The sequence below is a fragment of the Prevotella dentalis DSM 3688 genome (assembly GCF_000242335.1).
GTDB classification, from domain to species: Bacteria; Bacteroidota; Bacteroidia; order Bacteroidales; family Bacteroidaceae; genus Prevotella; species Prevotella seregens.
This window is the reverse complement of the sequence record NC_019960.1, coordinates 1,746,266-1,772,536: the sequence shown is the minus strand read 5'-3', so window position 1 is coordinate 1,772,536 and position 26,271 is coordinate 1,746,266. Positions and strand designations below refer to the sequence as shown.

General features: G+C 58.2%; 21 protein-coding genes. 14 read left to right on the top strand and 7 right to left on the bottom strand.

The annotated features are described in order from the left end of the window. Positions 1 to 6 precede the first annotated feature (6 nt). From rpoN to PREDE_RS06960, 8 genes are all read left to right on the top strand, one after another. Positions 7 to 1,524, top strand: a complete 1,518-nt coding sequence (rpoN, locus tag PREDE_RS06995) for an RNA polymerase factor sigma-54 (protein ID WP_005845383.1) — start codon at positions 7 to 9, stop codon at positions 1,522 to 1,524. Position 1,525: 1 nt separating this feature from the next. After that, positions 1,526 to 2,137: a phosphatase PAP2 family protein gene (locus PREDE_RS06990; protein ID WP_005845381.1), complete on the top strand. Its 612-nt coding sequence runs from the start codon at positions 1,526 to 1,528 to the stop codon at positions 2,135 to 2,137. Positions 2,138 to 2,164: 27 nt separating this feature from the next. Continuing rightward, the gene (purE, locus tag PREDE_RS06985; RefSeq protein ID WP_005845379.1) at positions 2,165 to 2,674 is read left to right on the top strand and encodes a 5-(carboxyamino)imidazole ribonucleotide mutase; all 510 of its coding nucleotides are present in this window, start codon (positions 2,165 to 2,167) and stop codon (positions 2,672 to 2,674) included. 25 nt (positions 2,675 to 2,699) lie between these two features. Further along, a complete protein-coding gene (locus PREDE_RS06980; RefSeq protein ID WP_005845377.1) occupies positions 2,700 to 4,691 on the top strand; it encodes a 4-hydroxy-3-methylbut-2-en-1-yl diphosphate synthase in 1,992 nt (663 codons plus the stop codon). A gap of 88 nt (positions 4,692 to 4,779) precedes the next feature. Beyond that, entirely contained in the window at positions 4,780 to 5,778 is a 999-nt protein-coding gene (locus PREDE_RS06975; protein ID WP_005845375.1) for an aldo/keto reductase, read from the top strand. Positions 5,779 to 5,806: 28 nt separating this feature from the next. Then, positions 5,807 to 6,553, top strand: a complete 747-nt coding sequence (locus tag PREDE_RS06970) for a lipopolysaccharide kinase InaA family protein (protein ID WP_005845373.1) — start codon at positions 5,807 to 5,809, stop codon at positions 6,551 to 6,553. A 10-nt stretch (positions 6,554 to 6,563) separates the two neighbouring features. Continuing rightward, positions 6,564 to 7,589, top strand: coding sequence for a glycosyl transferase family 90 (locus tag PREDE_RS06965; RefSeq protein WP_005845371.1), 1,026 nt, complete (start codon positions 6,564 to 6,566; stop codon positions 7,587 to 7,589). A gap of 15 nt (positions 7,590 to 7,604) precedes the next feature. After that, on the top strand, positions 7,605 to 8,651 hold the full coding sequence (locus PREDE_RS06960) for a glycosyltransferase family 9 protein (RefSeq protein ID WP_005845370.1): 1,047 nt from the start codon (positions 7,605 to 7,607) through the stop codon (positions 8,649 to 8,651). Here PREDE_RS06960 and PREDE_RS06955 read toward each other — a convergent pair. The 3 genes from PREDE_RS06955 to PREDE_RS06945 form a co-directional block, all read right to left on the bottom strand. After that, entirely contained in the window at positions 8,617 to 9,681 is a 1,065-nt protein-coding gene (locus tag PREDE_RS06955; RefSeq protein WP_005845368.1) for a glycosyltransferase family 4 protein, read from the bottom strand. The two genes, PREDE_RS06960 and PREDE_RS06955, sit on opposite strands and share 35 nt — an antisense overlap. A 303-nt stretch (positions 9,682 to 9,984) precedes the next feature. Further along, on the bottom strand, positions 9,985 to 11,031 hold the full coding sequence (locus tag PREDE_RS06950; protein ID WP_005845362.1) for a glycosyltransferase family 9 protein: 1,047 nt from the start codon (positions 11,029 to 11,031) through the stop codon (positions 9,985 to 9,987). A 56-nt stretch (positions 11,032 to 11,087) separates the two neighbouring features. Further along, the gene (locus PREDE_RS06945; protein ID WP_005845361.1) at positions 11,088 to 11,693 is read right to left on the bottom strand and encodes a DUF4254 domain-containing protein; all 606 of its coding nucleotides are present in this window, start codon (positions 11,691 to 11,693) and stop codon (positions 11,088 to 11,090) included. A gap of 224 nt (positions 11,694 to 11,917) precedes the next feature. On the opposite strand from PREDE_RS06945, the gene PREDE_RS06940 reads away from it, so the two are divergent. From PREDE_RS06940 to PREDE_RS13290, 4 genes are all read left to right on the top strand, one after another. After that, the gene (locus tag PREDE_RS06940) at positions 11,918 to 12,154 is read left to right on the top strand and encodes an acyl carrier protein (protein ID WP_005845353.1); all 237 of its coding nucleotides are present in this window, start codon (positions 11,918 to 11,920) and stop codon (positions 12,152 to 12,154) included. A gap of 64 nt (positions 12,155 to 12,218) precedes the next feature. Next, entirely contained in the window at positions 12,219 to 13,481 is a 1,263-nt protein-coding gene (gene fabF, locus PREDE_RS06935; protein ID WP_005845351.1) for a beta-ketoacyl-ACP synthase II, read from the top strand. Beyond that, entirely contained in the window at positions 13,471 to 14,541 is a 1,071-nt protein-coding gene (gene rnc, locus PREDE_RS06930; RefSeq protein WP_005845349.1) for a ribonuclease III, read from the top strand. The genes fabF and rnc overlap by 11 nt, the downstream gene beginning before the upstream one ends. A gap of 121 nt (positions 14,542 to 14,662) precedes the next feature. Further along, positions 14,663 to 17,443 carry an NPCBM/NEW2 domain-containing protein gene (locus tag PREDE_RS13290; protein WP_005845348.1) on the top strand — a complete coding sequence of 927 codons (2,781 nt, stop codon included), beginning with the start codon at positions 14,663 to 14,665 and terminating at the stop codon, positions 17,441 to 17,443. 139 nt (positions 17,444 to 17,582) lie between these two features. On the opposite strand, the gene PREDE_RS06920 is transcribed toward PREDE_RS13290, so the two are convergent. From PREDE_RS06920 to PREDE_RS06905, 4 genes are all read right to left on the bottom strand, one after another. Then, positions 17,583 to 18,485: an Rpn family recombination-promoting nuclease/putative transposase gene (locus PREDE_RS06920; protein ID WP_005845347.1), complete on the bottom strand. Its 903-nt coding sequence runs from the start codon at positions 18,483 to 18,485 to the stop codon at positions 17,583 to 17,585. A 283-nt stretch (positions 18,486 to 18,768) separates the two neighbouring features. Then, positions 18,769 to 19,773 (bottom strand): DUF6261 family protein, encoded by a 1,005-nt coding sequence (locus PREDE_RS06915; RefSeq protein WP_005845345.1) that lies wholly within the window; start codon positions 19,771 to 19,773, stop codon positions 18,769 to 18,771. A gap of 516 nt (positions 19,774 to 20,289) precedes the next feature. Further along, the gene (locus PREDE_RS06910; RefSeq protein ID WP_005845343.1) at positions 20,290 to 21,870 is read right to left on the bottom strand and encodes a hypothetical protein; all 1,581 of its coding nucleotides are present in this window, start codon (positions 21,868 to 21,870) and stop codon (positions 20,290 to 20,292) included. Between the two features lie 37 nt (positions 21,871 to 21,907). Beyond that, on the bottom strand, positions 21,908 to 22,123 hold the full coding sequence (locus tag PREDE_RS06905) for a hypothetical protein (RefSeq protein WP_005845342.1): 216 nt from the start codon (positions 22,121 to 22,123) through the stop codon (positions 21,908 to 21,910). Positions 22,124 to 22,684: 561 nt separating this feature from the next. On the opposite strand from PREDE_RS06905, the gene PREDE_RS06900 reads away from it, so the two are divergent. Continuing rightward, entirely contained in the window at positions 22,685 to 24,196 is a 1,512-nt protein-coding gene (locus PREDE_RS06900) for a GH3 auxin-responsive promoter family protein (RefSeq protein ID WP_005845341.1), read from the top strand. Positions 24,197 to 24,280: 84 nt separating this feature from the next. Then, a complete protein-coding gene (locus PREDE_RS06895; RefSeq protein WP_005845340.1) occupies positions 24,281 to 26,251 on the top strand; it encodes an Ig-like domain-containing protein in 1,971 nt (656 codons plus the stop codon). The last annotated feature ends 20 nt before the right edge of the window (positions 26,252 to 26,271 follow it).

Genomic DNA, 26,271 nt, shown 5'->3' with positions numbered 1-26,271 from the left:
TCAGCCATGTCACAGAAACTCATCCAATCCCAGACCCAGCAGCAGGTGCAGCAGCAACGCCTGTCACAGCAGCAGATGCTCCAGGTGAAGCTGCTCGAGATGCCGCTGGCCGAGCTGGAACAAAACATCCTTACCGAGCTGGACGACAACCCGGCCCTGGAAGAACGGCGGGACGAACAGGAGGAGACCACGGCCGAACGGGAGCTGGCCGAAGACCGCGAGGCCGACGCCACCGACGAGCAATACGAGGAGAAGACCGAGCGCGAGGAGCGCGAAGAAGCCCTTGACAACGCACTGGAAAACCTGGGGAGCGACGACGAACTGCCATCGCCCGACCTGCGTGCAGCCTCGCCCGGCAACCCCGACGCCGACTATGAGGAGATTGTCTGGGGCGATACCACCTCGTTTTATGACAAGCTCAAGGAGCAGATGGGCGAGCTGGAGCTCACCGATGGGCAGCGCGACATCATGGAATATCTCATCGGCTCGCTCGACAACGACGGGTTGCTGCGCAAGGACATGGGCGACCTCTGCGACGAACTGGCCATCTACCACAACATCGACGTGGACGAGTCGGAGCTCGTCGATGTGCTCCACCGCCTGCAAACGTTCGACCCCGCGGGCATCGGCGCCCGCTCGCTGCAGGAATGTCTGCTGCTGCAGATAGCCCGACGACCCGAGGGGCGGCTCAAGGAACTGATGCGCCGGGTGGTGGAGAGCCACTTCGACGAGTTCACCAAAAAGCACTGGGACCGCATTTCCACCGCCCTGCAGCTCACCCCCGACCAGGCCGACATCATCCGACAAGAGCTGAGCAAGCTCAATCCCAAGCCCGGGGCCGCCCTCGGCGAGACGCTGGGACGCAACACGCAACAGATTACTCCCGACTTCGTGGTCGATACCGACGATGCCGGCAACGTCAGTTTCAACATCAACCGCGGCCGCATTCCCGAACTCAAGGTGTCGCCCTCGTTCAACGAAATGGTCAACACCTACAAGACCAACCGGGAAAAAATGAACCGCCAGGAGAAAGAAGCATTGCTCTATGCCAAGGAAAAGGTGGAGAAGGCACAGGGCTACATCGAGGCCGTGAAGCAGCGCCGCCACACGCTCTACGTCACGATGAAGGCCATCATAGGCTGGCAAAAGAAGTTCTTTCAGGACGGCGACGAGGCCGATCTGCGCCCCATGATCCTCAAAGACATCGCCGAAAAGACCGGCCTCGACATTTCGACGATCTCCCGTGTGAGCAACATCAAGTATGCACAGACCCGTTGGGGCACCTACCCGCTGCGCTTCTTCTTCACCGACGGCTACGTCACCAAGAACGGAGAGGAGATGTCAACCCGCAAGATCAAGCTCGCCCTTAAGGACATGATTGGCCGTGAGGACAAGCGTCGGCCCCTCAGCGACGACGCCCTGGCCGCCGAAATGAAGAAGAAAGGCTTCCCCATCGCCCGCCGCACGGTGGCCAAATACCGCGAGCAGCTGGGGCTACCCGTGGCCCGGCTCCGCAAGAGTTAACATGAAAGAAAAGAATATCATCCTCACGGCACGCGTGATGAGCATGCTGCTCACCCCGTTCTACCTGCCGCTGGTAGGCCTCATTGCCCTGTTTATGTTCAGTTACATGAGCCTCATGCCCTGGCAATACAAGCTCATGGTAGTGGGCATGGTCTATCTGTTCACCATTCTTTTGCCCACCCTTCTCATCCACGGCTACCGCCGTTATCAGGGTTGGACGCCCCTCGAACTGGGGCGCAAGGAGCGGCGAATGGTACCTTATATTATAGCCATCCTCTGCTACTTCGCCTGCTACTACCTCATGAGCATGATGCGCATACCCCAGTTCATGGCCAACATTCTGGTGGCGGCGCTGGTTATTCAAGTGGTTTGCGCCGTCATCAATGTGTGGTGGAAGATTTCCACCCACACCGCAGCCATCGGCGGATTCGAGGGGGCGCTGCTGGCTTTCTCGGTCATCTTCGCCTTCAATCCCCTGTGGTGGTTCTGCGTCATCCTCATCATCGCCGGCATGGTAGGCAGCAGCCGCATGATTTTGCGCCAGCACACGCTCATGCAAGTGGTGGCCGGGTTCCTCGTAGGCATGGTTGCCGGATTCTGGATGATTATATAAACGCGTAAATTTCAAAGCATACACGACATGAAACCAGTTATCAGCATCATCATGGGTTCCACAAGCGACCTGCCCGTTATGGAGAAAGCTTGCAAGTGGCTGAACGACCAACAGATTCCCTTCGAGGTGAACGCGCTCTCCGCCCACCGCACGCCCGAGGCCGTAGAACGGTTTGCCCGCGAAGCCAAGGGCCGTGGCATCAAGGTCATCATTGCGGCGGCCGGCATGGCGGCAGCCCTGCCCGGTGTCATCGCGGCCTCCACGCCGCTGCCGGTCATCGGCGTGCCCGTCAAAGGAATGCTCGACGGTCTCGACGCAATGCTCAGCATCATCCAGATGCCGCCGGGCATCCCCGTGGCCACGGTGGGCGTCAATGCGGCCCAGAATGCGGCTGTGCTGGCGGCCGAAATGATAGCCATCGCCGACGAAGAAGTGGCTGCCAAGGTCGCCGACTGGAAGTCGGGCCTCGGCCAAAAGATAGAAAAGGCCAACGCAGAGCTCGCTGCCATCAAGGACTACGAGTACAAATGTAACTGAGCGCAGGCCATCAAACGCAAAGCATATGATAGACTTGTTCAACTATCGACGGCGCGAAACCACCGAAGTGCACGTGGGCGCGCTCGGCATGGGCGGCGGCAACCCGGTGCGAATCCAGTCGATGACCACCACCGACACCAACGACACGGAGGCCAGTGTGGCCCAATCGGAGCGCATTATCAAGGCCGGAGGCGAGCTCGTGCGCCTCACCACGCAGGGCATTCGCGAGGCCGAGAACCTCAAAAACATCAATGCCGGCATCCGTGCCGACGGCTTCAGCACGCCCCTTGTGGCCGACGTCCACTTCAATCCGAACGTGGCCGACGTGGCGGCGAGGTACGCAGAGAAGGTGCGTGTCAACCCCGGCAACTACGTTGATCCCGCCCGACGCTTCGTCAAGCTGGAGTACACCGACGAGGAATACGCGCAGGAACTGCAAAAGATAGAAGCCCGTTTCGTGCCGTTCCTCAACATCTGCAAGGCCAACCACACGGCCATCCGCATCGGTGTGAACCACGGTTCGCTCTCCGATCGCATCCGAAACCGCTACGGCGACACGCCCGAGGGCATCGTAGAAAGCTGTATGGAGTTCCTGCGCATCTGCCGGCGCGAGCAGTTTGCCGACGTGGTCATCTCCATCAAAGCCAGCAACACGGTGGTGATGGTGCGGTCGGTGCGCCTGCTTGTGGCCCGGATGGAGGCCGAAGACATGCACTACCCCCTGCATTTAGGCGTTACCGAGGCCGGCGAGGGCGAGGACGGGCGCATCAAGAGCGCGGTGGGCATCGGGGCTCTGCTGGCCGACGGCATCGGCGACACCATCCGCGTGTCGCTCTCCGAAGAGCCCGAGGCCGAGATTCCCGTGGCCCGCCATCTGGCCGACTACGTGGGGCGCAAGGCCGGCCACCTCGTCATTCCGGGCGAAACCTACGCCAATTTCGACTGGTTGCACCCCGAATGCCGCCACACCCAGCCCGTGAACATCGTTGGTGGGCACCATGTTCCCATTGTCATCGGGGCCTCCCCAGACCCCTCCAACGGGAGGGAAGATGCTGCTTGTGACGCAGCCCAGCCTGCAACGAGCGGCAAGCCCAAGGCCGATTTCCTCTATGCGGGCGGCACATTGCCCGAGCAAATCGTGCCCGGACAGAGGTATATCGTGGACTATCAGCTCTACGCCCGGCTCCAACAACAGGGCCAAACGGCTCCCGCCACCACCAGAAATGAGGCAAACGAGGCCGGAAATGAGACAAATGAGGCCGCAACCGGCAGCGACAAGGCCGTCGTGACCCACGGAGGAGCCACATTCTACCCCATTTTCCCCGTTGTAGCCATGCCGTTCATTGGCCTGGTGCAAGCCAAGATGAAGTTTCTCGTGTTGCAATTCGGCACGCCCAGCGAGGAGTATATCCCCTGCCTCAAGGCCCATCCCGAGGTGGTGGTGGTGTGTACAAGCAACCATCAGAACCGGCTTGGCGAGCAGCGGGCCCTCGTCCACGAAATGATGGCGGCCGGAGTAACCAATCCCGTGGTCTTCGCCCAGATGTACCGGCTCAACGACAAGGAGGAGTTCCAGCTCCGGGCAGCCGCCGACATGGGCGCCCTGATGATTGACGGGCTCACCGACGGCATCTGGCTCATGAACGAAGGAAGCGTCGGCACGGCCGACATCACCGACACGGCGTTCGGCATTCTACAGGCCGCACGCCTGCGTACAAGCAAGACCGAGTACATCAGCTGCCCGGGATGCGGCCGCACGCTCTACGACTTGCGCGAGACCATAGCCCGCATTCGCCAGGCCACAACCGCCATGAAAGGCCTCAAGATAGGCATCATGGGATGCATCGTGAACGGTCCCGGCGAGATGGCCGACGCCGACTACGGCTACGTGGGGGCCGGCCCCCACCGCGTTTCGCTCTACCGCCGGCAGGAGTGCGTGGAGAAAAACATCCCCGAGGAGGAGGCCGTGGACCGCCTGCTGCAGCTCATCGAGAACGACCGCCGCCGGCAATCGTGACCCGCCGGACTCCTATTCACAACTCTCCAATCCCCCGTCCACACCCCTCCAACCCCACATTCGCAATCCCTCATCAACGCCATACACCATGACAGGAAGAACAATCAAGGAGATGGAACTCCGCAAAGCCTACACGCCGGCCGAGACCCGGTACGACGATGCCGCCGCCCTCTACCGCCGATGCGGCCGCTCGGGCGTGCTGTTGCCCAAGGTGAGCCTGGGCTTCTGGCACAATTTCGGCAGCGGTGACTCCTACGAACGCGCACGCGCCATCGCCCACTACGCCTTCGACCACGGCGTGACTCACTTCGATTTGGCCAACAATTACGGCCCTCCCTACGGCTCGGCCGAGGAGACATTGGGCCGTCTGATGACCGACGATTTCCGTCCGCACCGCGACGAACTCTTCATTGCCACCAAGGCCGGCTACGACATTTGGCCCGGCCCCTACGGCAACTGGGGCTCGCGCAAGCACCTCATGGCCAGCCTCGACCAGAGTCTTCGCCGCATGAACATGGACTACGTGGACCTGTTCTACAGCCACCGCTACGACCCGGAAACGCCTCTCGAAGAGACGTTGCAGGCCTTGGTCGACATCGTGCGCCAGGGCAAGGCCCTCTATGTGGGCCTCTCCCGCTGGCCGTTGGAAGCGCTGAAGACGGCCCATGCCTACCTGCTCGCCCACGATGTGCCCCTGCTTGTCTATCAGGGACGCATCAATTTGCTCGACCGCGGCCCCATTGAGGAGGGCATTCTCGACTATTGCCGCGACGCGGGCATCGGCTTCGTCAGCTTCTCGCCACTGGCCCAGGGTCTGCTCACCGACCGTTATCTGCACGGCGTGCCCGACGACTCGCGCATGGCCGTCGGCAAATTCCTGAAGCGCGAACAGCTCACCCCCGAGCTGCTCACCCGCTTGCAGCAGCTCAACGTCACGGCCGCCACGCGCGGAGAGACGCTGGCCGAGATGGCCCTGGCCTGGATATTGCACCAGCCCGGCATCACCAGCGTGCTCGCAGGAGCCAGCAGTCCCGAGCAGTTGGCCAAGAACCTCAAGGCCATCCACGCCGAGCCCTTCGACTTTTAAGGGCCGCGAGGCCCCGCCCTAACCGACCATGCACATCGTCATCAACCCGAAATACGCGTCGCTGCACGACTTCATTGCCCACATACCCAGCCGCTTCGACCACGAGGGCCACGAGATTTACCGTGCCCGCAACGTCATCAAGGTGATGCGGGCACCCGACGGAACGCTCGTCAACGTGAAGCGCTACCATGTGCCCCACGGCCCCAACCGCCTCATATACTCCTGGAACCTGCGCAAGCCCAAGTGTCGGCGGGCCTACGAATACCCTTTCAAGCTGCTCGCTCGGGGCATCGAAACACCCGAGCCCATCGCCGTGATGGAAGAGCGGGGAACGCTCCATCTGCTGGGCTACAGCTACTTCGTGAGCGTGCAATGTCCCTACGAACACACGCTCTATGAGGTGGGCAACGCCCCCGAAGGCAGCTATGAGGCACTGGCCGAAGCCCTGGCAACCTTCTCCGCCGACATGCACCTCAAGGGTGTGATGCACAAGGACTACACGCCCGGCAACGTGCTCTGGACGCGCGACGAGGCAGGCTACCACTTCGCATTGGTCGACATCAACCGCATGCACTTCGGGCCCGTGAGCCTGCGCCAGGGGCTCTACAACATGCGGCGCTTCTGGGGCCCACGGCGGTTCAGCGAGTTGCTGGCCGCCCGCTACGCCACATTGCGCCACGCCGACCCCGCCCAAGCCGTGGCCTACATGCTGCGCGAGCGGGCCCGTTTCTGGGCGCACTTTGCCCGGAAACACCCTGTTCCTTTCGACCTTTAACCCTCCTCCCATGAACCGAAAGCTCTACTACACGCTCCACAGCGGCAAGAACAACAAGGCGCTCTACTATCTGCGCAGCTACATCAGGCTCCATACGCCCCGCTGCATCCTGCGCCCGTGGCTCGCCCGCCGGCTGCGCGCCATCGACAGCCGCCCCGACCGCGACGCCATTCTGCGGCGGGCCGACTACTATTGCCGGCTCACCGCCGACACGCCTTTCTGCGAAGCCGACTTCATGGCCCGCTCCACCGCGCTGGGCCGGCAGCCCATGACGCGGCAAAAGGTGTACTATCTCGACACGATGCAGTATGCCCGCTGGTTCCCCCAACGGCTCAGATGGCTGCTCGAAGAGGGAGACGTGGACTATCTCCTGCCGTTGCCGGCCATCACCAAGAGCCGTCCCCTGCAGGGCGACAACCGCTGCTCGGTGCTGCTCAACCTCGACAAGGTGCGCCATTTTATCTTTGTTGACGACCGCAAGACCTTTGCACAGAAGAAAGACGGCTGCATTTTCCGCGGCCGCATAGCCCAGCACTCGGGCCAGTGCAACCGGGTGAAACAGGGACGGTACGACTTTGTGAGCAAGTTCTACGGCCACCCCTTGTGCGACGTGGGCGTGATAGACAAGAACTATCCGCAGTGGCACTCGGCGAAGCTCACCATCGGCGAGCAGCTGGAATACAAGTTCGTCATGTCGCTCGAAGGCAACGACGTGGCCAGCAATCTGAAGTGGATCATGTCGTCCAACTCCATCGCCGTGATGCCGCGACCCACCTGCGAGACCTGGTTCATGGAGGGAACGCTGCAGCCCGACGTGCACTACATCGAGGTGCAACCCGACTACAGCGACCTCATCGACAAGCTCAATCACTACATATCCCACCCCGACGAGGCCCAGACCATCATTGAAAACGCCCACGCCTACATCGACCAGTTTCGCCATCCGACGCGCGAAGACCTCGTCTCGCTGCTGGTGCTCGACCGCTATTTCGCCCGCACCAACGCCGGTTACCGCCCTCTCGGCCCAACCCGCTAACCCTGTTCCCGACGCATGAAGATACTCATCGTGAGATTTCGGCAGCTGGGAGACACCGTGCTCTCCACGCCCCTCTTCAACACGCTGCACGCCACTTTCCCCGAGGCCAGCATCGACTTGGTGCTCAACGACCGCATAGCCCCGCTTCTGGCCGGCCATCCCGCCATTCGCCGCATCCACGCCTTCAGCGAGGCCGAGCGGCACAACATGGCGCGATACCTGCCCCGCGTGTGGCAGATTGTGCACCGCGAGCACTACGATGTCATCATCGACCAGTTCACTACGTTCTATTCACAGCTCTTCGCGCTCTTCTCGCCGTCGACGCGCTACCGCATCGCCGTGGACAAATGGTACAGCCGTCTCATGTCCAACTACACGCTGCCCAAGTGCGGCCGCGGCAGCATGGTGGACCATAACATCAACATGGCCGCGCCGCTCGAGGCCATCAGGCCCCTGCAGCGCGACCGGCACATCAGCCTGAGCATCACTGCCCGCGAGCTGGAAAGCATGCGGAGCTACCTCGAGGGCTGCGGCCTCGACCTGTCACGGCCCATCATCCTGATGGGCGTCACGGCCAAACTCAGCAGCAAGACCTGGGCCGAAGACCGCATGGCGTGGGTCATCGACCGGTTCACCGGCCGCTATCCCGACGCACAAATCATCTTCAACTATGCCCCGGGAGCCGAAGAAACCAACGCCCGCCGCATCTACAACCGACTGGCCGACGGCCGCAACGTGTTCATCGATGTGCAGACACGCAGCCCGCGCGAGCTCTTCGCACTGGCCCATTTCATCTGTTTTTATTTCGGGAATGAGGGGGGGGCGCGCCACATTGTGCATGCAGCGGGAAAGCCGTCGCTGGTGATTTGCGCCCCCAACTCCTTGAAATCCACTTGGATTCCACAGGACGAAGTACCGGCCGAGGGCGTCTCGGCCGACGACTTCGGGCCGACCGACGGCTTGCCGCCGGCCCGGCGTTACGACATGATTACCAAGGAAGAGGTGTGGCGACAACTCGAAAAAGCATTCAGCCTTCTGCCAGCAAGCGTTTGTAAAGACTGACGTAGGCCTGGGTGTATTTCTCGTAGGTGAAGCCCTCGGAATACGTCCGGGCGGCTCGGGCCTCCTCGCCATCGCGGTCCCAACGGGCCACTTCGGCCCTCACCACATCGGCCATAGCCTGGGGCTCCAGGCTGTCGAAGTAGCAGGCGTGCGGGCCGCACACCTCGGGCAGACTGCTCATGCGCGAGGAGAACACGCGGCAACCGAAGCGCATGGCCTCGAGCACCGGCAGCCCGAAACCCTCCAGACGGCTGGGAAAGAGAAAGGCCTGGGCGTGGGCATACATCCATTGTTTCTCCGCGTCGGTAATCTTTCCGGTGAGCACCACACGGCCCTCGCCCGTCTTTTCGACGAGGGGAATAAGGTGCTCGCGGGAGAAACGGAAGTGCTTGTCGCCGCAGATGTAGAGCTTGTGGTCGGGGAAATGCTTCATCATGGGCACCAGCTTGTGGAAGTTTTTCTTCTCGCGGATTTGGCCAATGGTGAAGAAAAACTTCTCGTTTTCGTCGGCAATGAAGTCGGGCTTACGCATGTTGCTCATGTCCATGTCCTGTATTCCGTTGTATATCACCCCCTTGAACTTGCTGTCCACCCGGTAGTGGGCCTTCACGTCGTCGCGTGCATAGTTGGAAATGGTGGTGATATAGTCGCTGTGGCGTAGGCGGAAATACATGCGAAGAACGTATTTCAGCTTGTGCACGTGCTTCTTCTCGTAGAGGAAATTCAGGTCGTGCACGGTAAGAAGATACTTGGTTCCCTTCATGGGCAGCCGGAATCCGAAGAGCTGATCGGTGGAGTGCCACAGGTCGATATGGGCGTTGAGCCGGTGCAGGTCGCGCAGAGCGTGCTCGCGTGCCACGTAGTCCACGCCGTCGCCAAAGGCTCCCACGTAGCGTTCGGGCACCATCAGCACAAGCCTCACGTCGCCCAAGTCGGCGCGGGCAATGCGTGGAGCATAGTTGTCGCAGATGTTGCCAAAACCACAAAACGAGCCCAAGTGGGACAGATCAATCAAGATTCTCTTTGTCATTACCGTATTTTATTTTGGCTGCAAAGGTATGAAGAATTTTCCATACCCCGTGCGTTGCAGGGCCATTTCAATATAAAGAGGTGGTGAAAACGCCGCAATCGCCTTGCCATTACGCCGTAATCACGCGGCGAAAACGCCGTAATCGCAACGCCAACACGCCGCAATCACGCCGCCGTTATGCCGCAATCGCAACACCCCGAAACCGCCGCGGCAACGACGGCGGGCCGCAACGCGGCCGCCCCGTGGCTGTGGACAACGCGCATCCACAGCCACGGGGCGACAGCTATATATAATAAAGGTGGGCTATTTCAGGTTTTGCTCCACCCGCTCTGCAATGGTTTGCGGGTCGATGGAGGCCAGACAGGCATAGTCGCCACGGTGGCAAGGCTTGTTGCCGAAGACCGAACAGGGGCGACAGGGCAGGGCGGTCTGCACGGCATTTTCCGGCCGCTGGCCCCAGCCCATGAAGCCGGCGTAGGGATGTGTGGCCCCCCACACGCTCACCACAGGCGTTCCCACGAGCGAGGCCAGGTGCATGTTGGCGCTGTCCATGCTCACCATCACGTCGAGATGGCTCATGAGCACCAGCTCCTGCGCCAGGCCCCCGAGCACGGCCGAGGCATTGGTGCAGTGGGGGTGGCGGGCCGCAAGGGCGTCGATGACTTCGTGTTCGCGGGCGCCCGCGCCGAAGAAGAAGATGCGGCACGAGGGGTGGCGTTGCAACAACTGCTGCAACACCTGCTCCATCAAGGCCACGGGATAGGCCTTGCCACGATGGGCGGCAAAGGGGGCCACGCCTATCCACTGCTGGAAAGGACGCTTCTCGCCGATGACGGCAGGCAGCTGCCGCAGGCTGGACTGCTCGGGCTGGAGCAGCGTGGAGAACTCGGGGCGCACCGGATAGCCCAGCTCCCTGAACACGCGCGCATAGCTCTCGAAGGCCGTGGGCAGAGGCTGCAGCACCTTGTGATGCGTTGACGTGAGCGCGCGGCGCGCCTGGCGGTGCTTATCGAGATGGGCCACACGGCAGCGATCCACGTTGAACCGCATGCGCAGATAGTTGGAGCGGAGCACGTTGTGCAGGTCGGCAATGGCCGTGAAATGCTTGGCAGAGAGCCGCCGGTAAAGGGCGTTGAGCCCCCGTATGCCCTGGTATTCCCGGTGGATGTCGGCCGCCATGAAGCTCACGTTGGGGGCCAGATGCTCGAAGAAAGGCCGGGCAAACGGGCGCGAGAGCATGGTGATGCGCACGTGGGGATACTGCCGGGCCAGGGCGTAGACCACCGGCACCGTCATGGCAACATCGCCCAAGGCGGAGAATCTGATGACCAGAAGGTGTTCCGTTTTCATGGTTAAGGAAAAGGCAGACGGGGAGTAGGGCAGGGGGAGAAGAAGCAACCGCGGGGTTACTTCTTCTGATAGAGAATGGGATTGGTGCTGGGATCGTTGTACATCTTCATCTGGCGGTACACCTTCATGTACTTGCGGCCGCCCCCGATGTCCTCCAGCAGCTGGTCGATGGCCGTGCCGAGGTCCACCTGCTGCTCCAGCAACACGTTGAGCTTGGCTTGGCAACGCTGGCGGTGTTCGGCGGTGGCGTCGGTGCGTGCGGCCTGTTCGCGCATGTGATAAATCTTCAGGGCCAGGATGGAGAGGCGGTCGACGGCCCATGCCGGGCTCTCGGTGTTGAGCCTTGCGTCGGGCAGCGGGTTCACCTCGGAGTATTTCTGGCGGAAGTAGGAGTCTATCTGCTCCACGAGATCAGTGCGGTCTTGGTTGGAGCGGTCGATGCGACGCTTCAGCGCCAAGGCGTCGAGCGGGTCGATGTGCGGGTCGCGGATGATGTCTTCCAGGTGCCACTGTACGGTGTCTATCCAGCATTTCAGGTAGAGACGATTGTCTATCGAGTCACGCTCAAAAGGGTTGTTGATGGGCGTGTCGACGTTGTCGGTGACGTGATAATCGTCGATGGCCTTGTTGAAAATTTCGTTGCAGTGCTGTGTAAATGACATTTTGCAGGTTGATTGATACATAGATGCAAAGGTACCAAAAGCTTTCGAGCTACGCAACAACGGGGCTTAAAAAAGATGAGAAAACCTGCACAGTGTTGGGGTGTTTGTGCAATGGTTCGGAATTTTTAGAGTAAATAATTTGCGTAATTGCCGAAAAATTAGTTTCTTTGCAGCCGATTTTGAAGAATATTATTCATTAACAACATTTTTAAAAGGTTACAATCATGTCAGAAATTGAATCAAAAGTTAAGGCTATCATCGTTGACAAACTGGGTGTAGACGAGGCAGAAGTAAAGCCCGAAGCAAGCTTTACCAACGATTTGGGTGCAGATTCGCTGGACACCGTGGAGCTCATCATGGAGTTTGAAAAGGAATTTGGCATCTCCATTCCTGATGATAAGGCTGAGACTATTCAGACTGTACAGGATGCCATCAACTACATCCAGGAGAACGCCAAGTAAGTTGAGCGTAAATGTTTAGCGTTTTGTGTTGAAACGCTAAACTTTTTATTTAAAACCCAATTCAATGGAATTAAAGAGAGTAGTGGTAACAGGACTGGGCGCCGTTACACCGGTAGGCAACACGCCTGAAGAGATGTGGCAGAGCCTTTTGGCCGGCAAGAGTGGTGCAGCTCCTATTACTTCGTTCGATACGACCAATTTCAAGACCACGTTCGCCTGCGAGGTGAAAGACCTGAACGTCACCGATTACATCGACCGTAAGGAAGCCCGCAAGATGGACCGCTGCACCCAGCTGGCCATGATTAGTGCCATGCAGGGCGTGAAAGACTCGGGCATGGACTTGGAAAAGGAGGACAAGACCCGCATCGGTGTGGTCTATGGCATCGGCATCGGCGGCATCAAGACCTTTCAGGATGAGGTGATGTACTATGGGCAGCACAAGGAAGACGGGCCCAAGTTCAATCCTTTCTTCATCCCGAAGATGATTGCCGACATCGCTGCAGGCCAGATCAGCATGCACTTTGGCTTCCACGGCCCCAACTATGTGACGACGAGTGCCTGTGCTTCTTCGAGCCATGCACTGGCCGACGCATTCAACCTGCTGCGTCTCGGCAAGGCCGACGTCATCGTGGCCGGCGGCGCCGAGGCTGCCCTCTGCGACTGTGGCGTGGGCGGTTTCACCGCCATGCACGCCCTGTCCACCCGCAACGACGATCCCCAGGCCGCCAGCCGGCCGTTCAGCGCCAGCCGCGACGGGTTCGTGATGGGCGAGGGTTCGGGCTGCCTCGTGCTGGAGACGCTCGAGCATGCAAAGGCCCGTGGCGCCAAGATCTATGCCGAAATGGTGGGCGAGGGCATGAGCGCCGATGCCTATCATATCACTGCTTCCCATCCCGAGGGACTGGGTGCCAAGCTCGTGATGCAGGCCGCTATGGACGATGCAGGGCTCGGAGTGGACGACATTGACTATATCAACGTGCACGGCACATCGACCCATGTGGGCGACATTTCCGAGGCCAAGGCCATCAAAGACGTGTTCGGCGAGCAGGCTTACAAGCTCAACATCAGCTCCACCAAGAGCATGACGGGCCACCTGCTGGGTGCTGCCGGTGCGGTGGAAGCCATGGTATGCGTGCTGAGCGTGCTGAACGACATCGTGCCGCCGACCATCAACCATGCCGACGGCGACGAAGATCCCGAACTCGACTACAAGATGAACTTCACCTTCAACAAGGCTCAGAAGCGCGAGGTTCGCGCCGCCCTGTCCAACACGTTTGGCTTCGGCGGTCACAACGCATGCGTCATTTTCAAGAAGTATGCTGAATAAAGTAGGAACGATTTCCAACGTCATAGACAGAATAAGGCTCCCTTTCCGCAAGGATAAGGAGCTTTATTCTTCTTTGCGCAACATCATCGGCTTCTATCCCCACGACATCAGCTATTACAAGATGGCCCTGATGCACAAGAGCGTGATGCACCGCAACAAGAAAGGAAAGCCCGTCAACAACGAGCGTCTGGAGTTCTTGGGCGACGCCGTGCTCGACGCAGCCGTGGGCGATATTGTCTACCGGCACTTCCCCGGCAAGCGCGAAGGCTTCCTCACCAACACCCGCTCCAAGCTGGTGCAGCGCGACACACTCAACAAGCTGGCCCAGGATATGGGCATCTGCAGCCTCATTCACTCCAGTGGGCACACCTCCACACACAACAGCTACATGGGCGGAAACGCTTTCGAGGCCTTGGTGGGGGCCATGTATTTGGACCGGGGATACGATGCCTGCATGACGTTCCTCAAGAAGCGAATCCTGGCGCAAATGATCAATATAGACAAGGTGGCGTACAAGGAAGTAAACTTCAAGAGCAAGCTGATAGAGTGGAGTCAGAAGAACCGCGTGAAGATGTCGTTCGAGCTTGTCGAGGAAGGCAAGGACAAGAACGGCAGCCCTACGTTCACCTACCAGGTGATGCTGGAAGGCGTGGAGGGATGTTCCGGCTCTGGCTTCTCCAAGAAAGAGAGCCAGCAGAAAGCCTGCAAGGACACGCTCGGCCGGCTGCGCCGCGAGCCGCAGTTCATCGACGAGGTATTTGCCGCCAAGGGAAACCGCACGAAAATGGAGGAGGAGCCCGTAGAGGCTCTGCCCGATACCAACGAGACGCGCAGCTTCATCGTGTCGGAAGACACGCCGGAGCCCAGCGAACAGAAGCACGTCACGGCCTTCCGCGAAGAGGTGTTCACCGAGCAGGAGAGTGCCGCCGTCAGCCGTGAAGAGGAGGTTCCGCCCCAATCGGACACCGACGAATTCGACCTCGGCGACATCAGCGCCAAGGCCAAGAGCCGTGAAGAAATTATCGCCGCCGCCGAGCATGCAGCTTTCGAGGAGTCATAATCCCGAGGGTCCGTGTGCGGCGGCCGCGTTTTTAAAACAACTACGCCACAACTTAAACCTCCGGCCACGCCGTCACGAATGGGGCACACGGCCGGAACTGTTCATTTAAACCTAAAACAACATGATGAAGAATGCTTTGTTCGGCTTGATGATGGGTGCGCTGTGCCTGTCGCAGCCGGCCGTGGCCCAGGATGGAACCGAGGCCGAATTCTGCCATTGGGCGCCCACGCCTCCCCGCGGATGGAACTCGTGGGACTGCTATTACAGCTCCGTCACCGAGAAAGAAGTGATGCAGAATGCCCGGTACCAGCGCGACAACCTGCTGGACTATGGCTGGGAATACGTCGTCGTGGACATACGCTGGTACTGCAACCATCCCTCGCTGGGTGGCGGATGGTACAACCAGAAAGGCTCGCAGGACTACGTGCTCGACGAATACGGACGTTATCTGCCGTCGCCCACACGCTTCCCCAGCGCGCTGGTGGACGGCGTGAACAAGGGATTCAAGGCCCTGGCCGACTCCATCCATGCCATGGGCATGAAGTTCGGCATCCACATCATGCGCGGCGTGCCCACCGCTGTGGCACAGAATCCGACGGCCTATACGCTGATGGGCAGTGCCGGCAGTACGGACGCCGAGCGGCGGGAAGCCTGGGCCAAGGTGTACAACGGCACGACATCGCCCTGCACCTGGCTGGCCGACAATGCCCTGATGCGCAACACCGACGAGGGCCAGCAGTACTACAACAGCATCATGCAGCTGTACGCCGAGTGGGGTGTGGACTTTATCAAGGTGGACGACATCAGCCGCCCGTTCTACACCGACGAGATAGCGATGCTGCGCAAGGCCATCGACCGGTGCGGCCGGCCCATCGTGCTGTCCGTGAGTCCGGGCAAGACGCAGTATCAGTATGCTGACCAGTGCCTGGCCATGGTGAACCAATGGCGCATGATGGACGACCTGTGGGACAACTGGTCACACGTGAAAGCCGTGTTCAACGAGGCCCATGCCTGGGAGAAAGTGACGCGGCCGGGCAACTATGCCGACTGCGACATGCTGCCCCTGGGCCAGATTGCCATGACCATCGCCGACCCGGGCTACACCAATGCCGACCCCGGCCGCTGGACTCAACTCACCCGCGACGAGCAGTACACTATGATGACGCTGTGGGGGGTGTGCCATTCTCCACTGTTCTTCGGCGGCGAAATGACACGCAACGACGACTTCACGCTCTCGCTGCTGACCAACCGCGACATGCTCGACATGAATGCCTATGGTGTGGATGCCCGCCAATACTACAACAGCGGCACGGGTGAAATCGTGTGGACCAGCCTCGACCCGAAAGACGGCACACGCTATCTGGCCATGTTCCAGGACGACGACACGCGCTGGGTGCACGCCAACGAGGCCTTGTACAAGAGTGAGAACGTGGCCTATACCACCGACGGACACGCTGTGAACGTAGACATAGCATGGCCCGCGGGCAGCAAGACGTTGGTGCTCGTCGTGGACGATGGAGGCGACAACTTCAACTACGACCACGGCGACTGGATCAATCCCACGCTGGTGCTGAGCGATGGCACGGAGGTGGCTCTGACGGGAAAGTATCTGACGCAGACCTATACCAAGTCGTACTTCAACCGCGTGCGCGAGGACAAGAACGTGGACAACGGAGGAAAAATGAAAGTGATGGGCACGGCCTACGACCGTGGCTTCTCCACCGACGCCAACGCCCTGCTGCTGTTTACAATCCCCGACACGCTCGACGTGGTGCGCTTCAAGGCCATGGCTGCCGCCGACGACAGTGGCATCGGGCAGAACGGTTCGACCACGAGCATCTGCTTCATGGTGTTCGACCACAACCCGCGACCCGCAGGGACGGGGCTCATCAGCCGACAGGGCAAGAAGTCGGAAATGCTCGAAACAGACGTGAAAGATGCCGAAATGCTGAAGATTACGGTGGACAACTACGACGGCAGCTTCGCCTACGACCGCGCCGACCTCATCAACCCCGTACTGATCGACGCCGACGGCAACGAGACTTCGCTCACCACCCTGAAGCACAACAGCTACACCAGCGACTGGGGAACGCTGCACATCAACAGGAACGTGGAGGGCGGACAGCTGAAAGTGGACGGCAAGAGCTATGACACGGGGCTGGGCATGAACGGCGGCTGCACACTTACCTATCGGCTGCCCGAGGGTCACAAATACGTCAAATTCAAGGCACTCTGTGGCTACGACTCCAGCTGCGACACCGACAATCCCAGTGCCACCTCGGGCACTACGATGACCTTTACTTTCGAGGCCGTGAAGAAAAATGGCTATCATGTGGATCTCACCGGACTGGGCTATGCGGCCAATCAGAAAGTGGGCGTGTACGACTGCTGGGGCAAGACGCACCTCGACTCGGTGGCCGGACGGCTCTGGGTGAGCATTCCCAGCCATGGCGCCAAGCTCTATCGGCTGAGTCCCGAGCGCGAGGAGGGAGGCCAGATAACCCTCAGCAGCCAAACCGTGAAGGCCGACAACAGCGAGGTGGACCTCACGGCCAGCGTAAGCGGAGCCCACGATGCCCAGAGCTACGTGCAGTTCGTCATCGACGGCAAGCCCGCGGGCAGCGTGAAATACGACGGCGAACCCGTCACTTTCCACGCCCGGGACCTGGCCGGCGGCACGCACAAGGTTGAGGCAAACTACAGTGGAACCACCCGGCAGAAAGGCTGCAAGAGCCCCACGCTGACCATCGACACCGCCACGTCCATAGCGTCCGCGAAGATAAACGAGGCCGCCAAGCCGGGCACCGGCCGTCAGGGCATCTACAACCTGCAGGGCATGGCCCTCGACCGTGAACCCAGCCACGGCGTGTTCATCAGCCACGGCAGACTCAAGGTGAAATAGGGTGGGGCAGCCCCCTTACCCTATATATAAAAGCCAAATGACAGCCAGCAATAGCTGTCATTTGGCTTTTGTCATGCGTTTTTTCGGTGCTTTGCGCGATGTCTTGAATGCTGTTGCAAAGGCTTTGCAGCGATAGAATCTAATGAAGATTCCGAATATCTTCCGGGCTAAGCCCAGTGGCCTGCGCGATTTGTCTGTCCGACAGCCCCATGTCCTTCAGCTTGCGTGCCGTCATCCGTATGCCTTCGGCAATACCCTCGGCCCTGCCCTCAGCCTTTCCTTCCGCTCTTCCTTCTTCCTTTCCTTCCAAGTGGCCCTCGCCACGTGCCGTGGTGATGTTGTCGCGCAGAATGATGACATTGTCCAAATGGCGGTAATAGGCGCGGAGCTCCTCGCGCGTCATGTGGTCCAGCTTGAGTTTCTGCCGGGCCTCGCCCAGTCCCGGGGCCGTAGCGTCGTCGGGAATCTCGCCCGTGTTCAGGAAATAGATCCACTGCTCCAGCGGCACGCGGCTCCATCGGTCAAAGTCGTTCACCTTGAGAATATAGTACTCGGGATACAGCTCGCTCACCTCATCAACGGCAAACCGCTGCCGTTGGAACGGCGAAAGGCGCAACAGTTCATGGTTGTGGATGCCCCGGAACTCCGTCTTGCCGTGGTACACGATGTCCTTGCCCTCGCCCAGATTGAAGTAGACGATGTTGATGCTGTACACCTTGCGCACATTCTCGTAGCCCTGCCCCCGGTTGATGTACTCCGTGACGAGCTTGGACGCACCAAAGAGCATACGCTGGAAGTAGGCCAGTTCCGTTTCGTTCTGCACCTCGATGAGGTACAGCACGCCCTGCTCGTCCTCTGCCAGCACGTCCACACGGTTCTGTTTGTCCTCCTCGTTCTCTTGGTTGCTCTCGCTCTCCAGCAATTTCTGTATCTTGATAGGGCGGCCCAGCAACGTCGTGATGAGGCCTTCCAGCACCCCATAATTGGCCTTGTCGCGCAACAACCGCTTCATGGCCCAGTCAAATCGGATATAGTTTGCCATAATCGTCTTGGTTTTGTGACAAAGATAACGGTTTTCGGTCAACGGCACAAGCGATTTGAGAAATTATTGCTTGCGCATTCTTCGCGCAGCTATATGTCCTTTCTGTTGTTCTGTCTAAAACCCCACTGCGCAGATATATACTCAATATGTAGTTCTGTCTAAAAACCACACTGCGCAGCCATATACTCAATATGTTGTTCTGTCTAAAAAAACACGGGCCGTGTCTCACGACACAGTCCGCGCCAAAAGAGATATTATAAAAACATGATATATTGAGTATATCCTATTTTACGCCGCCCGGCTTCCCTGCCCCGGCCAGATAGTCCACCTTGGACAAGTGGTCGCCGTCGATCTTCACCCAGACGAAGTTGTCGGGGTTGCCGTCCACGTAGAGCAGATAGAGCTTCGTACCGTCCGGCAGCTCGCCCGTGTGACCGGCATACGCCAGCGAGCCGGCAGCCAGCCCCTGAGCTGTCTCGAAAGTCGGGATGAGCAGAGACAGCTGCTTCTTAATGGATGCCTTACCGGAGCCCTTGCCTGTTCCAGAACCTTTCGAGCCCTTGCCGGGACCCGTACCTTTGCCGGAACCCTTGCCCGAGGGCAGCACCTGCTCCTTGAAACGCTTGATCTGCTCGTTCACGTAGGTGATGAACACGAAGTAATCGCCCGCGCCCTCTATCTCGGCATGCGCGTTGACGCGACGCACGAGCGAGAGATAGGCCTCGTCGGTCTTCGCACGCGAGGCTTTCAGGGCACCAAGCGTCAGTCCCGACAGCTCCGTGTCGCGCCCCGAGAGCGACGTGCGGACCGTCTCGTTGGCCGCTTTCATCCCGTCTACGAAAGGTTTCAGCCCGAGCGCCGCCACCTGCGGGGCCAGACGACCCTGAAGGTCCTCCACGAGGTTGGTCAGCAGGCCCGTCTCGCGGTCGAGCTGCATCTTCGGCTCGATGCCATGGTCCGTCATGTGCTGCCACAACGTGTCCGCCGCCGTCTTCTGCGCCCCCGCGGGGAACGAGCGGAAGCTCCGCACCCCGTTGCGGTAGCCGCGGTAGTAGGCATCGCGCTGACGGTCGGCCTCGGCAATCGTGTCGCTCAGCGAGCTCTTGCGGCTCAGCATCAGGTCCTCGTTCTCCTGCGCCAGGGCCGACACCAGAGCGTCGGTCTGCGACTTGGCCTTGCCATACACAGCCTCGTCGCCCTTCGCCTTCTCGGCCACGTTGCTCATGAAGTTGTAGTGCGCGCCGTTGTTGATGCCCGCCAGCTTGATGGTTCCAATTTCTTCTGTCATGGTCTTTTGGTTTTAAAGGTGGATAAAATGTTTTGCATGTGTTTCCCGCGGGAAATGTTCACTTTCCGTTGTCTTGGACAAATTTCCCGCGGGAAATCTTCACTTCCCGTTGTCTTGGACAAATTTCCCGAGGGAAATGCTCACTTTCCGTTGTCTTGGACGAATTTCCCGTGGGAAATGTTCACTTCCCGTTGTCTTGGACAAATTTCCCGAGGGAAATCTTCACTTCCCGTTTTTTATGGGTTGACAAAGACAACGGATAACAACTCTCAACAACGGCAATGCCGCGGCGCAGCGTTGTTTTCGGTTGTTGTTCGTTGTCTTTTTTGAACCCGGTGCGATTGGACGTTGTCTTTCAATTCCCCATGCGCTGCACCCTGTAGGGACACACGCCCTGTGTGTCCGCAACATCGTCGGGGGTAAACACCTCGGGAATGAACCACACACGACGGAAAACGAAAAAATCCTGGCAACGGTGGGTATGTCAAAGAGCGAGAGACGTCATGGGGATAAATATTAGTCTGTCGGGACTTTGTCCAATTGCCATACTTTCTGTGCCCGAATAGCATCGTCATAATGAAGCACGATGAAATTCTCATAAAAATAAAGGCTTGAATAATAGTATCCTCCGGCAGCAAATGAACTTTGGACTCCTGCCGTGTTGGACCAGTATAGGCCATGGTTGCCCACTACGAGTTCTCCTTCCAGATAGCGGCCAAGACAAGGCAAGTAGAAGTAGTCGTCAGTAGAATTAAGGGGAGTGTTTGACAAGGTTCCATAGAGGATGCGGGTAGGGTTTTTTCCTAGTCGCCAATCAGTACCGTCAGGAGCAGTCTCCCAGTCAAATCCGGATATCTTACTACTTTTTTTCATCCATATACCTTTGTTATAAAGATGCCCCATCGTGCTCCACAATGTTTTGTTATCCCAATGAGGTTCGCCATGCAGAACGTACCATGCAATTGCATTCACATTAGGACAGCTTATCATGTTTGTGTTGTGGGCATAATCAGGAGTAAGTCTTGGAGTAAACCAACGTGGATCGGTAGAGACTTTGGGATAATATGTAGTATTTGTCTCCCCATTTAATTTTGGCTGAAATTGCTCATACCCTTGCCAATAATGCTGTGCGGCATCCCACATATAATATTTGTTGTCATAATGTGGAATGGTGAAATTCATTGCAAACTTCTTGTTCTTTCCCACGTTGCAAATAACGTTGCCGTAGTTCTTCTTCACCGTGCCGGTTATGTTCGTCGCTTGGTCGTGCAGGGTGTATTCCACGGTGAAGTTGGTGTACGATCCAGGAGCAACGACCATGATGGCAGCGTTCTTGCCGTAATCTGTGTTAACGGGAATCTCGAAGCCGTTGGTGCCTCCTCCACAGAGCGTGAGGGTGACGCTTTGAGACGTCGCGGTTGCCGTGGATGGTTTGATGCCCGTATCATCGAAATCGTATGTACCGGCAAGGGGCTGGTCGGCGCTGACCTTGATTTGAGTCACTTTTACGCTTGGGTCGAACACCTTGCTGTAGCAGGGCATGAACGTGAGGTAGGATGCCTTGTGGTCGAGCGTGAAGAGATATGAGCCGTCGCCCTGGCGGTGTGCCGTTGCCGTGCCGCAGTCGCCGTCGGTGCCGATATGTGCGCCGTCGTTGGGCGCTTGCTGCGCCTGTGCCGACTTGATGATCACCTTGTTGCCCGCGGCGTTGCCGTTGCCCGTATAGCGCACGGGATAGTCCGGGGCGGTGTAGCGGTCTTCAAACCAGAACTTGGCGGTGGCCTCCTTGCCGTTTGGGGTGGGGATGGTGGAGCGACTGCTTGGTTTCAAGGGCGAAGCGGAGGCGATGTTGTTGATCCACAGTTGGTCGTTCGATGTCCAGTAAAATTTCACCGATGAGCCCGTATATTCGCCCGAAGTACGTGTGGCGACGACATTCGCGTCATAATCGACTACGGCAAACTCCGTCATTCCCTCCGTGCCTGGCTGCTGCCTTTGCTGTCCAGTCGATGTCTTTTCATCTCCGGCACAACCGGCGAACGTGGCGGCGATGAACAGTAATGCCGCCGTGGATAAATGCTTGGTATTCATTTTCATGTTTCCTTTTTCTGATGGTTCCGTACTTTTATTCCTTTTAGTCTTCGCTCCAAGGCCTCCAGCCGTTTGTACCGGCCTCTTCCTCGTGATCGAAGAATCCGCCCTGCTTGGCATTCAGTTCCTCGTCGTCGCCGGCATCGTTGTGCCCGCCTGAAACGGGGGAGCTGAGCAACAAAGAACATTCTAAATTCACTGGAATCACTTCAGTGCATGGCGCGAGATAGGCGCACTTCATTGTCTTTTGTCTGTTCATGTTTTATAATCTTGATTTTAAATTGGGGATTTACTTCTTTTTAAGGCCTTAAAGGCTGCTTATTTCCCTTTTCGCCCGGCTGCGAAAAGGGCACGAAAAGTGGGGCAAAGGAAACTCCGGGGAGTCCTTTGCCTATTGGGGTTGCACGAGGTTCACCTCGCGCGCGTACACGTAAGTGTTTTAGAGAGAGGTTACGCCAGTGGCTTGAGAGAGAGAGAGAGAGAGAGAGTAGCAAATTATTTGGAACTACCAAACAATTCGACGAAAAATTTGCAGGAAAATTTGTGGTTCCCTGCACCTCTTCTGCTCTGTTGTATCTCTTAATGGTGTACATGTTTTGCGATCAATCCGGTGCAAAGGTAATGAATGTTTGTGAAATGGGCAAGCATTCGTTGGAATAATCAAGAAAAAAAGTCCCGAACAGAAAGCCGGCATCTCTCCCGATGAATGGCCGAACAAGGCGGAACAGGAGAGCGGGGAGCCCATATTAAAAATGCTAAATCGTTCCTTAGATTCAAAGATTTAGGCTAAATTTGCAGCTCAAACCGATATTTTCGCAAAATGAGTCTAACAAAGATAGCCGGTAAATTCTTCATTCCCCGCCAAAAAGAGCTGGAACGGCACTACACTCACCCCGAGGCCCTCCAGCAGGAAGCGTTGAAATACCTGATTGGCAAGGGACAGAATACGGAATACGGACGCAATCATCTGCTGGCCAACACGCTGAGCTACGACGACTTTGTCCAGAACGTGCCGGTGAATACTTATGAGGAACTCAAGGCCGACATCGACCGCATGCGCCATGGCGCAGCCGATGTGCTGTGGCCGGGCGTGGTGAAATGGTTTGCCAAATCGTCGGGCACCACCAACGACAAGTCCAAGTTCATTCCCGTTTCGGGCGACGGACTGCAGAACATCCATTATAAAGGTGGCGAGGACGTGGTGGCTTTCTATCTGCGCAACCATCCCGAGAGCCGTCTCTTCGACGGCCGCTCGCTCATTCTGGGCGGCAGCCACTCGCCCAATTACAACCAGGAAGGTTCGCTCGTGGGCGACCTGAGCGCCATCCTCATCGAGAATATCAACCCGCTAGCCAACCTGGTTCGCGTGCCGAAGAAGCACACGGCACTGCTTTCTGACTTCGAGCTCAAGCGCGACCGCATCGCCCATGAGTGCCTGAACAAGAACATTACCAACCTCTCCGGCGTACCCTCGTGGATGCTGAGCGTGCTTGTTCGCGTCATGGAACTGTCGGGCAAGCAGCACCTCGAAGAGGTGTGGCCCAATCTGGAAGTGTTTTTCCACGGTGGCATTGCCTTTACGCCATACCGCAAACAGTACGAGCAACTCATCACCTCGCCCCGCATGAGCTACATGGAAACCTATAATGCCTCGGAGGGATTCTTCGGTATTCAGGACGACCCCACCGACTCTTCGATGCTGCTCATGCTGGACTACGGCGTGTTTTACGAGTTCATTCCACTCGAAGAGGTGGGGCAGGAAGGTGCCAATGTGGTGCCGCTCGAAGGCGTGGAACTCGGCCGCAACTATGCCATGCTCATCACCACCTCATGCGGATTGTGGCGTTACATGATTGGCGACACCGTGAAATTCACTTCCCGCCGCCCCTACAAGTTCGTGATTACAGGCCGCACCAAGTATTTCATCAACGCTTTCGGCGAGGAGCTCATCATGGACAACGCCGAGAAAGCACTGGCCTATGCGTGCGAGCACACGGGCGCTCAGGTGAGCGAATACACGGCCGCACCGGTCTACATGGACGAGAATGCCAAGTGCCGGCACCAGTGGCTCGTCGAGTTCTCGCACCAGCCCGACACGCTGCAGCACTTTGCACGGCTGCTCGACGAGAAGTTGCAGGAAATCAATTCCGACTACGAAGCCAAGCGTTCGCACGACGTGACCCTGCAGCATCTCGAAGTGGTGGAGGCCCGTCCGGGCCTGTTCAACGACTGGCTCAAGGCCAAAGGCAAGCTGGGCGGACAGCACAAGGTGCCGCGGCTGAGCAACTCGCGCAAGAACATGGACGAGCTGCTGGAGATGAATAAAGAGTAAAAAGGTAAATGGGTAAAAGGGTAAAGAAAAGGTAAAAAGGTAAAAAAGAAAAGATAAAAAGGGTAAAAACGCAAGGAAACGAATATGGGCAAAGGCTTTAACATGATGAAATATGCGGTTTGCGGTAGAAGATTTCTACCTTTCTACCTTTTTACCCTTTTACTTTTCAGCTGCGCCAAGATGGGCAGCCCCGATGGCGGATGGTACGATGAGACCCCGCCGCGGGTGATTGGAGCGTCTCCCGAAGACAAGGCAACCAACGTGAAGCGCCGCCATATCTACATCAACTTCGACGAATTTATCAAGATTGACAACCCCACTCAGAATGTGGTGGTGTCGCCGCCACAGCTCGAGGCCCCCGAAATCAAGGGGCAGGGCAAGCGCATCAGCATCGAACTGCTCGACTCGCTGAAGCCCAACACCACCTACACCATCGACTTCTCCAGCGCCATTACCGACAACAACGAGGGCAATCCGCTGGGCAATTACACCTACAGTTTCTCCACCGGCGACCACATCGACACCCTGGAAGTGTCGGGCTATGTGCTTCAGGCCGACAATCTGGAGCCTGTCAAGGGCATGCTCGTGGGCCTCTACGACGACCTCTCGGACTCTGCCTTCAAAAAGAAACCCATGCTGCGCGTGTCGAAAACCGACTCGCGCGGCCGCTTTGTCATCAAGGGCGTGGCCTCGGGCAAATACCGCATCTATGCCCTTCAGGATGCCGACGGCGACTACATGTTCGGGCAAAAGAGCGAGATGCTGGCTTTCAGCCGCGACCTCATCGAGCCCAGCTTCAAGCCCGACATCCGCCAAGACACCACGTGGATCGACTCATTGCACATCAAGAACATCGAGCGCGTGCCCTATACCCACTTTCTGCCCGACAACATTTGTCTGCGGGCGTTCAACGAAATCCTGACCGACCGCTATCTGGTCAAGAGCGAACGCAAGGAGGCCAACCATTTCACCCTCTACTACAGCTACGGCGACAGCGTGCTGCCCCAAGTCCGAGGCCTGAACTTCAACGCCGAGAATGCCTTCGTGGTGGAACCCACCGCGGGGCGCGACACCATTACTTACTGGCTGCGCAACACGGCCTTGGTGAACCAGGACACGCTGACCGTTCTGCTCACCCACCACATTACCGACACGCTGGGCGTGCTCCGGCTGCGCACCGACACCGTGCCCCTGCTCTCCAAACAGCCTTATGCCAAGCGGTTGAAAGAAGAAAAGAAACTGCTGGACGAGTGGCAAAAGAAAGAGGAGAAGAAGAAAAAGCACGGCGAACCCTACGACTCCGTCATGCCACGAGAGCCGCTGAAGCTCACGGTCACGCCCGGCGGGGAGATGGATCCCGACCAAAACGTCACCATCAGCTCGCCCATACCGCTCATGGACATCGACTCCACCCACATCCATCTCTTCTCCAAACCGGGTGCCGACACGCTGTGGTACCGCGAGCTCTGCGAGCTGAGCCGGGTGAACGGAGAGACCTATCTGCTGCGGGCCGAGTGGAAACCCGACACGGAATACAGCCTGGAGGCAGACAGCGCGACGTTCTGCACCATCTACGGCCAGGTGTCCGGGCCGCTGAAACAAGGGCTCAAGGTGCGCGCCACCGATGCCTACGCCACCCTGCTGGTCACGCTTGCCGGCATGGAAGGACAGCATGTCATTGCCCAACTCATGGACGGATCGGACAAAGTGGTCAAGGAAGTGTTCACCGCTTCGGGCCAAGCCGAGTTCTATTATCTCAGGGAAGGCAAGTACTATCTGCGCATGATTCTCGACGCCAACGACAACCGCCGCTGGGACACGGGCAGCTACGCCGACGACGTGCAGCCCGAAGCCGTGTACTATTATCCCGAGGAGATAGAGTGCAAGGCCAAGTGGGACGTCACCCGATCGTGGAACCCCGCCGAAACTCCGCTCTATCGCCAGAAGCCGGGCGCCATCATCCAGCAGAAGGCCGATAAGGAGAAGACCATCCAGCACCGCAATGCCGACCGTGCCCGCAAGCTGGGCATCGAGTACATTCCCACCCTCAAATAACCCCAAACCCCATATCAAAA

Bases quoted from the DNA above. Each gene is read 5' to 3' on its own strand.
- PREDE_RS06960 (WP_005845370.1), top strand. From the start codon at position 7,605: ATGAAGATACTCATCGTGAGATTTCGGCAGCTGGGAGACACCGTGCTC.
- fabF (WP_005845351.1), top strand. From the start codon at position 12,219: ATGGAATTAAAGAGAGTAGTGGTAACAGGACTGGGCGCCGTTACACCG.
- PREDE_RS06920 (WP_005845347.1), bottom strand. From the start codon at position 18,485: ATGGCAAACTATATCCGATTTGACTGGGCCATGAAGCGGTTGTTGCGC.
- PREDE_RS06905 (WP_005845342.1), bottom strand. From the start codon at position 22,123: ATGAACAGACAAAAGACAATGAAGTGCGCCTATCTCGCGCCATGCACT.
- PREDE_RS06940 (WP_005845353.1), top strand. From the start codon at position 11,918: ATGTCAGAAATTGAATCAAAAGTTAAGGCTATCATCGTTGACAAACTG.
- PREDE_RS06895 (WP_005845340.1), top strand. From the start codon at position 24,281: ATGGGCAAAGGCTTTAACATGATGAAATATGCGGTTTGCGGTAGAAGA.
- PREDE_RS06990 (WP_005845381.1), top strand. From the start codon at position 1,526: ATGAAAGAAAAGAATATCATCCTCACGGCACGCGTGATGAGCATGCTG.
- PREDE_RS06910 (WP_005845343.1), bottom strand. From the start codon at position 21,870: ATGAAAATGAATACCAAGCATTTATCCACGGCGGCATTACTGTTCATC.
- rnc (WP_005845349.1), top strand. From the start codon at position 13,471: ATGCTGAATAAAGTAGGAACGATTTCCAACGTCATAGACAGAATAAGG.
- PREDE_RS06950 (WP_005845362.1), bottom strand. From the start codon at position 11,031: ATGAAAACGGAACACCTTCTGGTCATCAGATTCTCCGCCTTGGGCGAT.
- PREDE_RS06915 (WP_005845345.1), bottom strand. From the start codon at position 19,773: ATGACAGAAGAAATTGGAACCATCAAGCTGGCGGGCATCAACAACGGC.
- rpoN (WP_005845383.1), top strand. From the start codon at position 7: ATGTCACAGAAACTCATCCAATCCCAGACCCAGCAGCAGGTGCAGCAG.
- PREDE_RS06970 (WP_005845373.1), top strand. From the start codon at position 5,807: ATGCACATCGTCATCAACCCGAAATACGCGTCGCTGCACGACTTCATT.
- PREDE_RS06980 (WP_005845377.1), top strand. From the start codon at position 2,700: ATGATAGACTTGTTCAACTATCGACGGCGCGAAACCACCGAAGTGCAC.
- PREDE_RS06955 (WP_005845368.1), bottom strand. From the start codon at position 9,681: ATGACAAAGAGAATCTTGATTGATCTGTCCCACTTGGGCTCGTTTTGT.
- PREDE_RS13290 (WP_005845348.1), top strand. From the start codon at position 14,663: ATGATGAAGAATGCTTTGTTCGGCTTGATGATGGGTGCGCTGTGCCTG.
- PREDE_RS06965 (WP_005845371.1), top strand. From the start codon at position 6,564: ATGAACCGAAAGCTCTACTACACGCTCCACAGCGGCAAGAACAACAAG.
- PREDE_RS06945 (WP_005845361.1), bottom strand. From the start codon at position 11,693: ATGTCATTTACACAGCACTGCAACGAAATTTTCAACAAGGCCATCGAC.
- PREDE_RS06975 (WP_005845375.1), top strand. From the start codon at position 4,780: ATGACAGGAAGAACAATCAAGGAGATGGAACTCCGCAAAGCCTACACG.
- purE (WP_005845379.1), top strand. From the start codon at position 2,165: ATGAAACCAGTTATCAGCATCATCATGGGTTCCACAAGCGACCTGCCC.
- PREDE_RS06900 (WP_005845341.1), top strand. From the start codon at position 22,685: ATGAGTCTAACAAAGATAGCCGGTAAATTCTTCATTCCCCGCCAAAAA.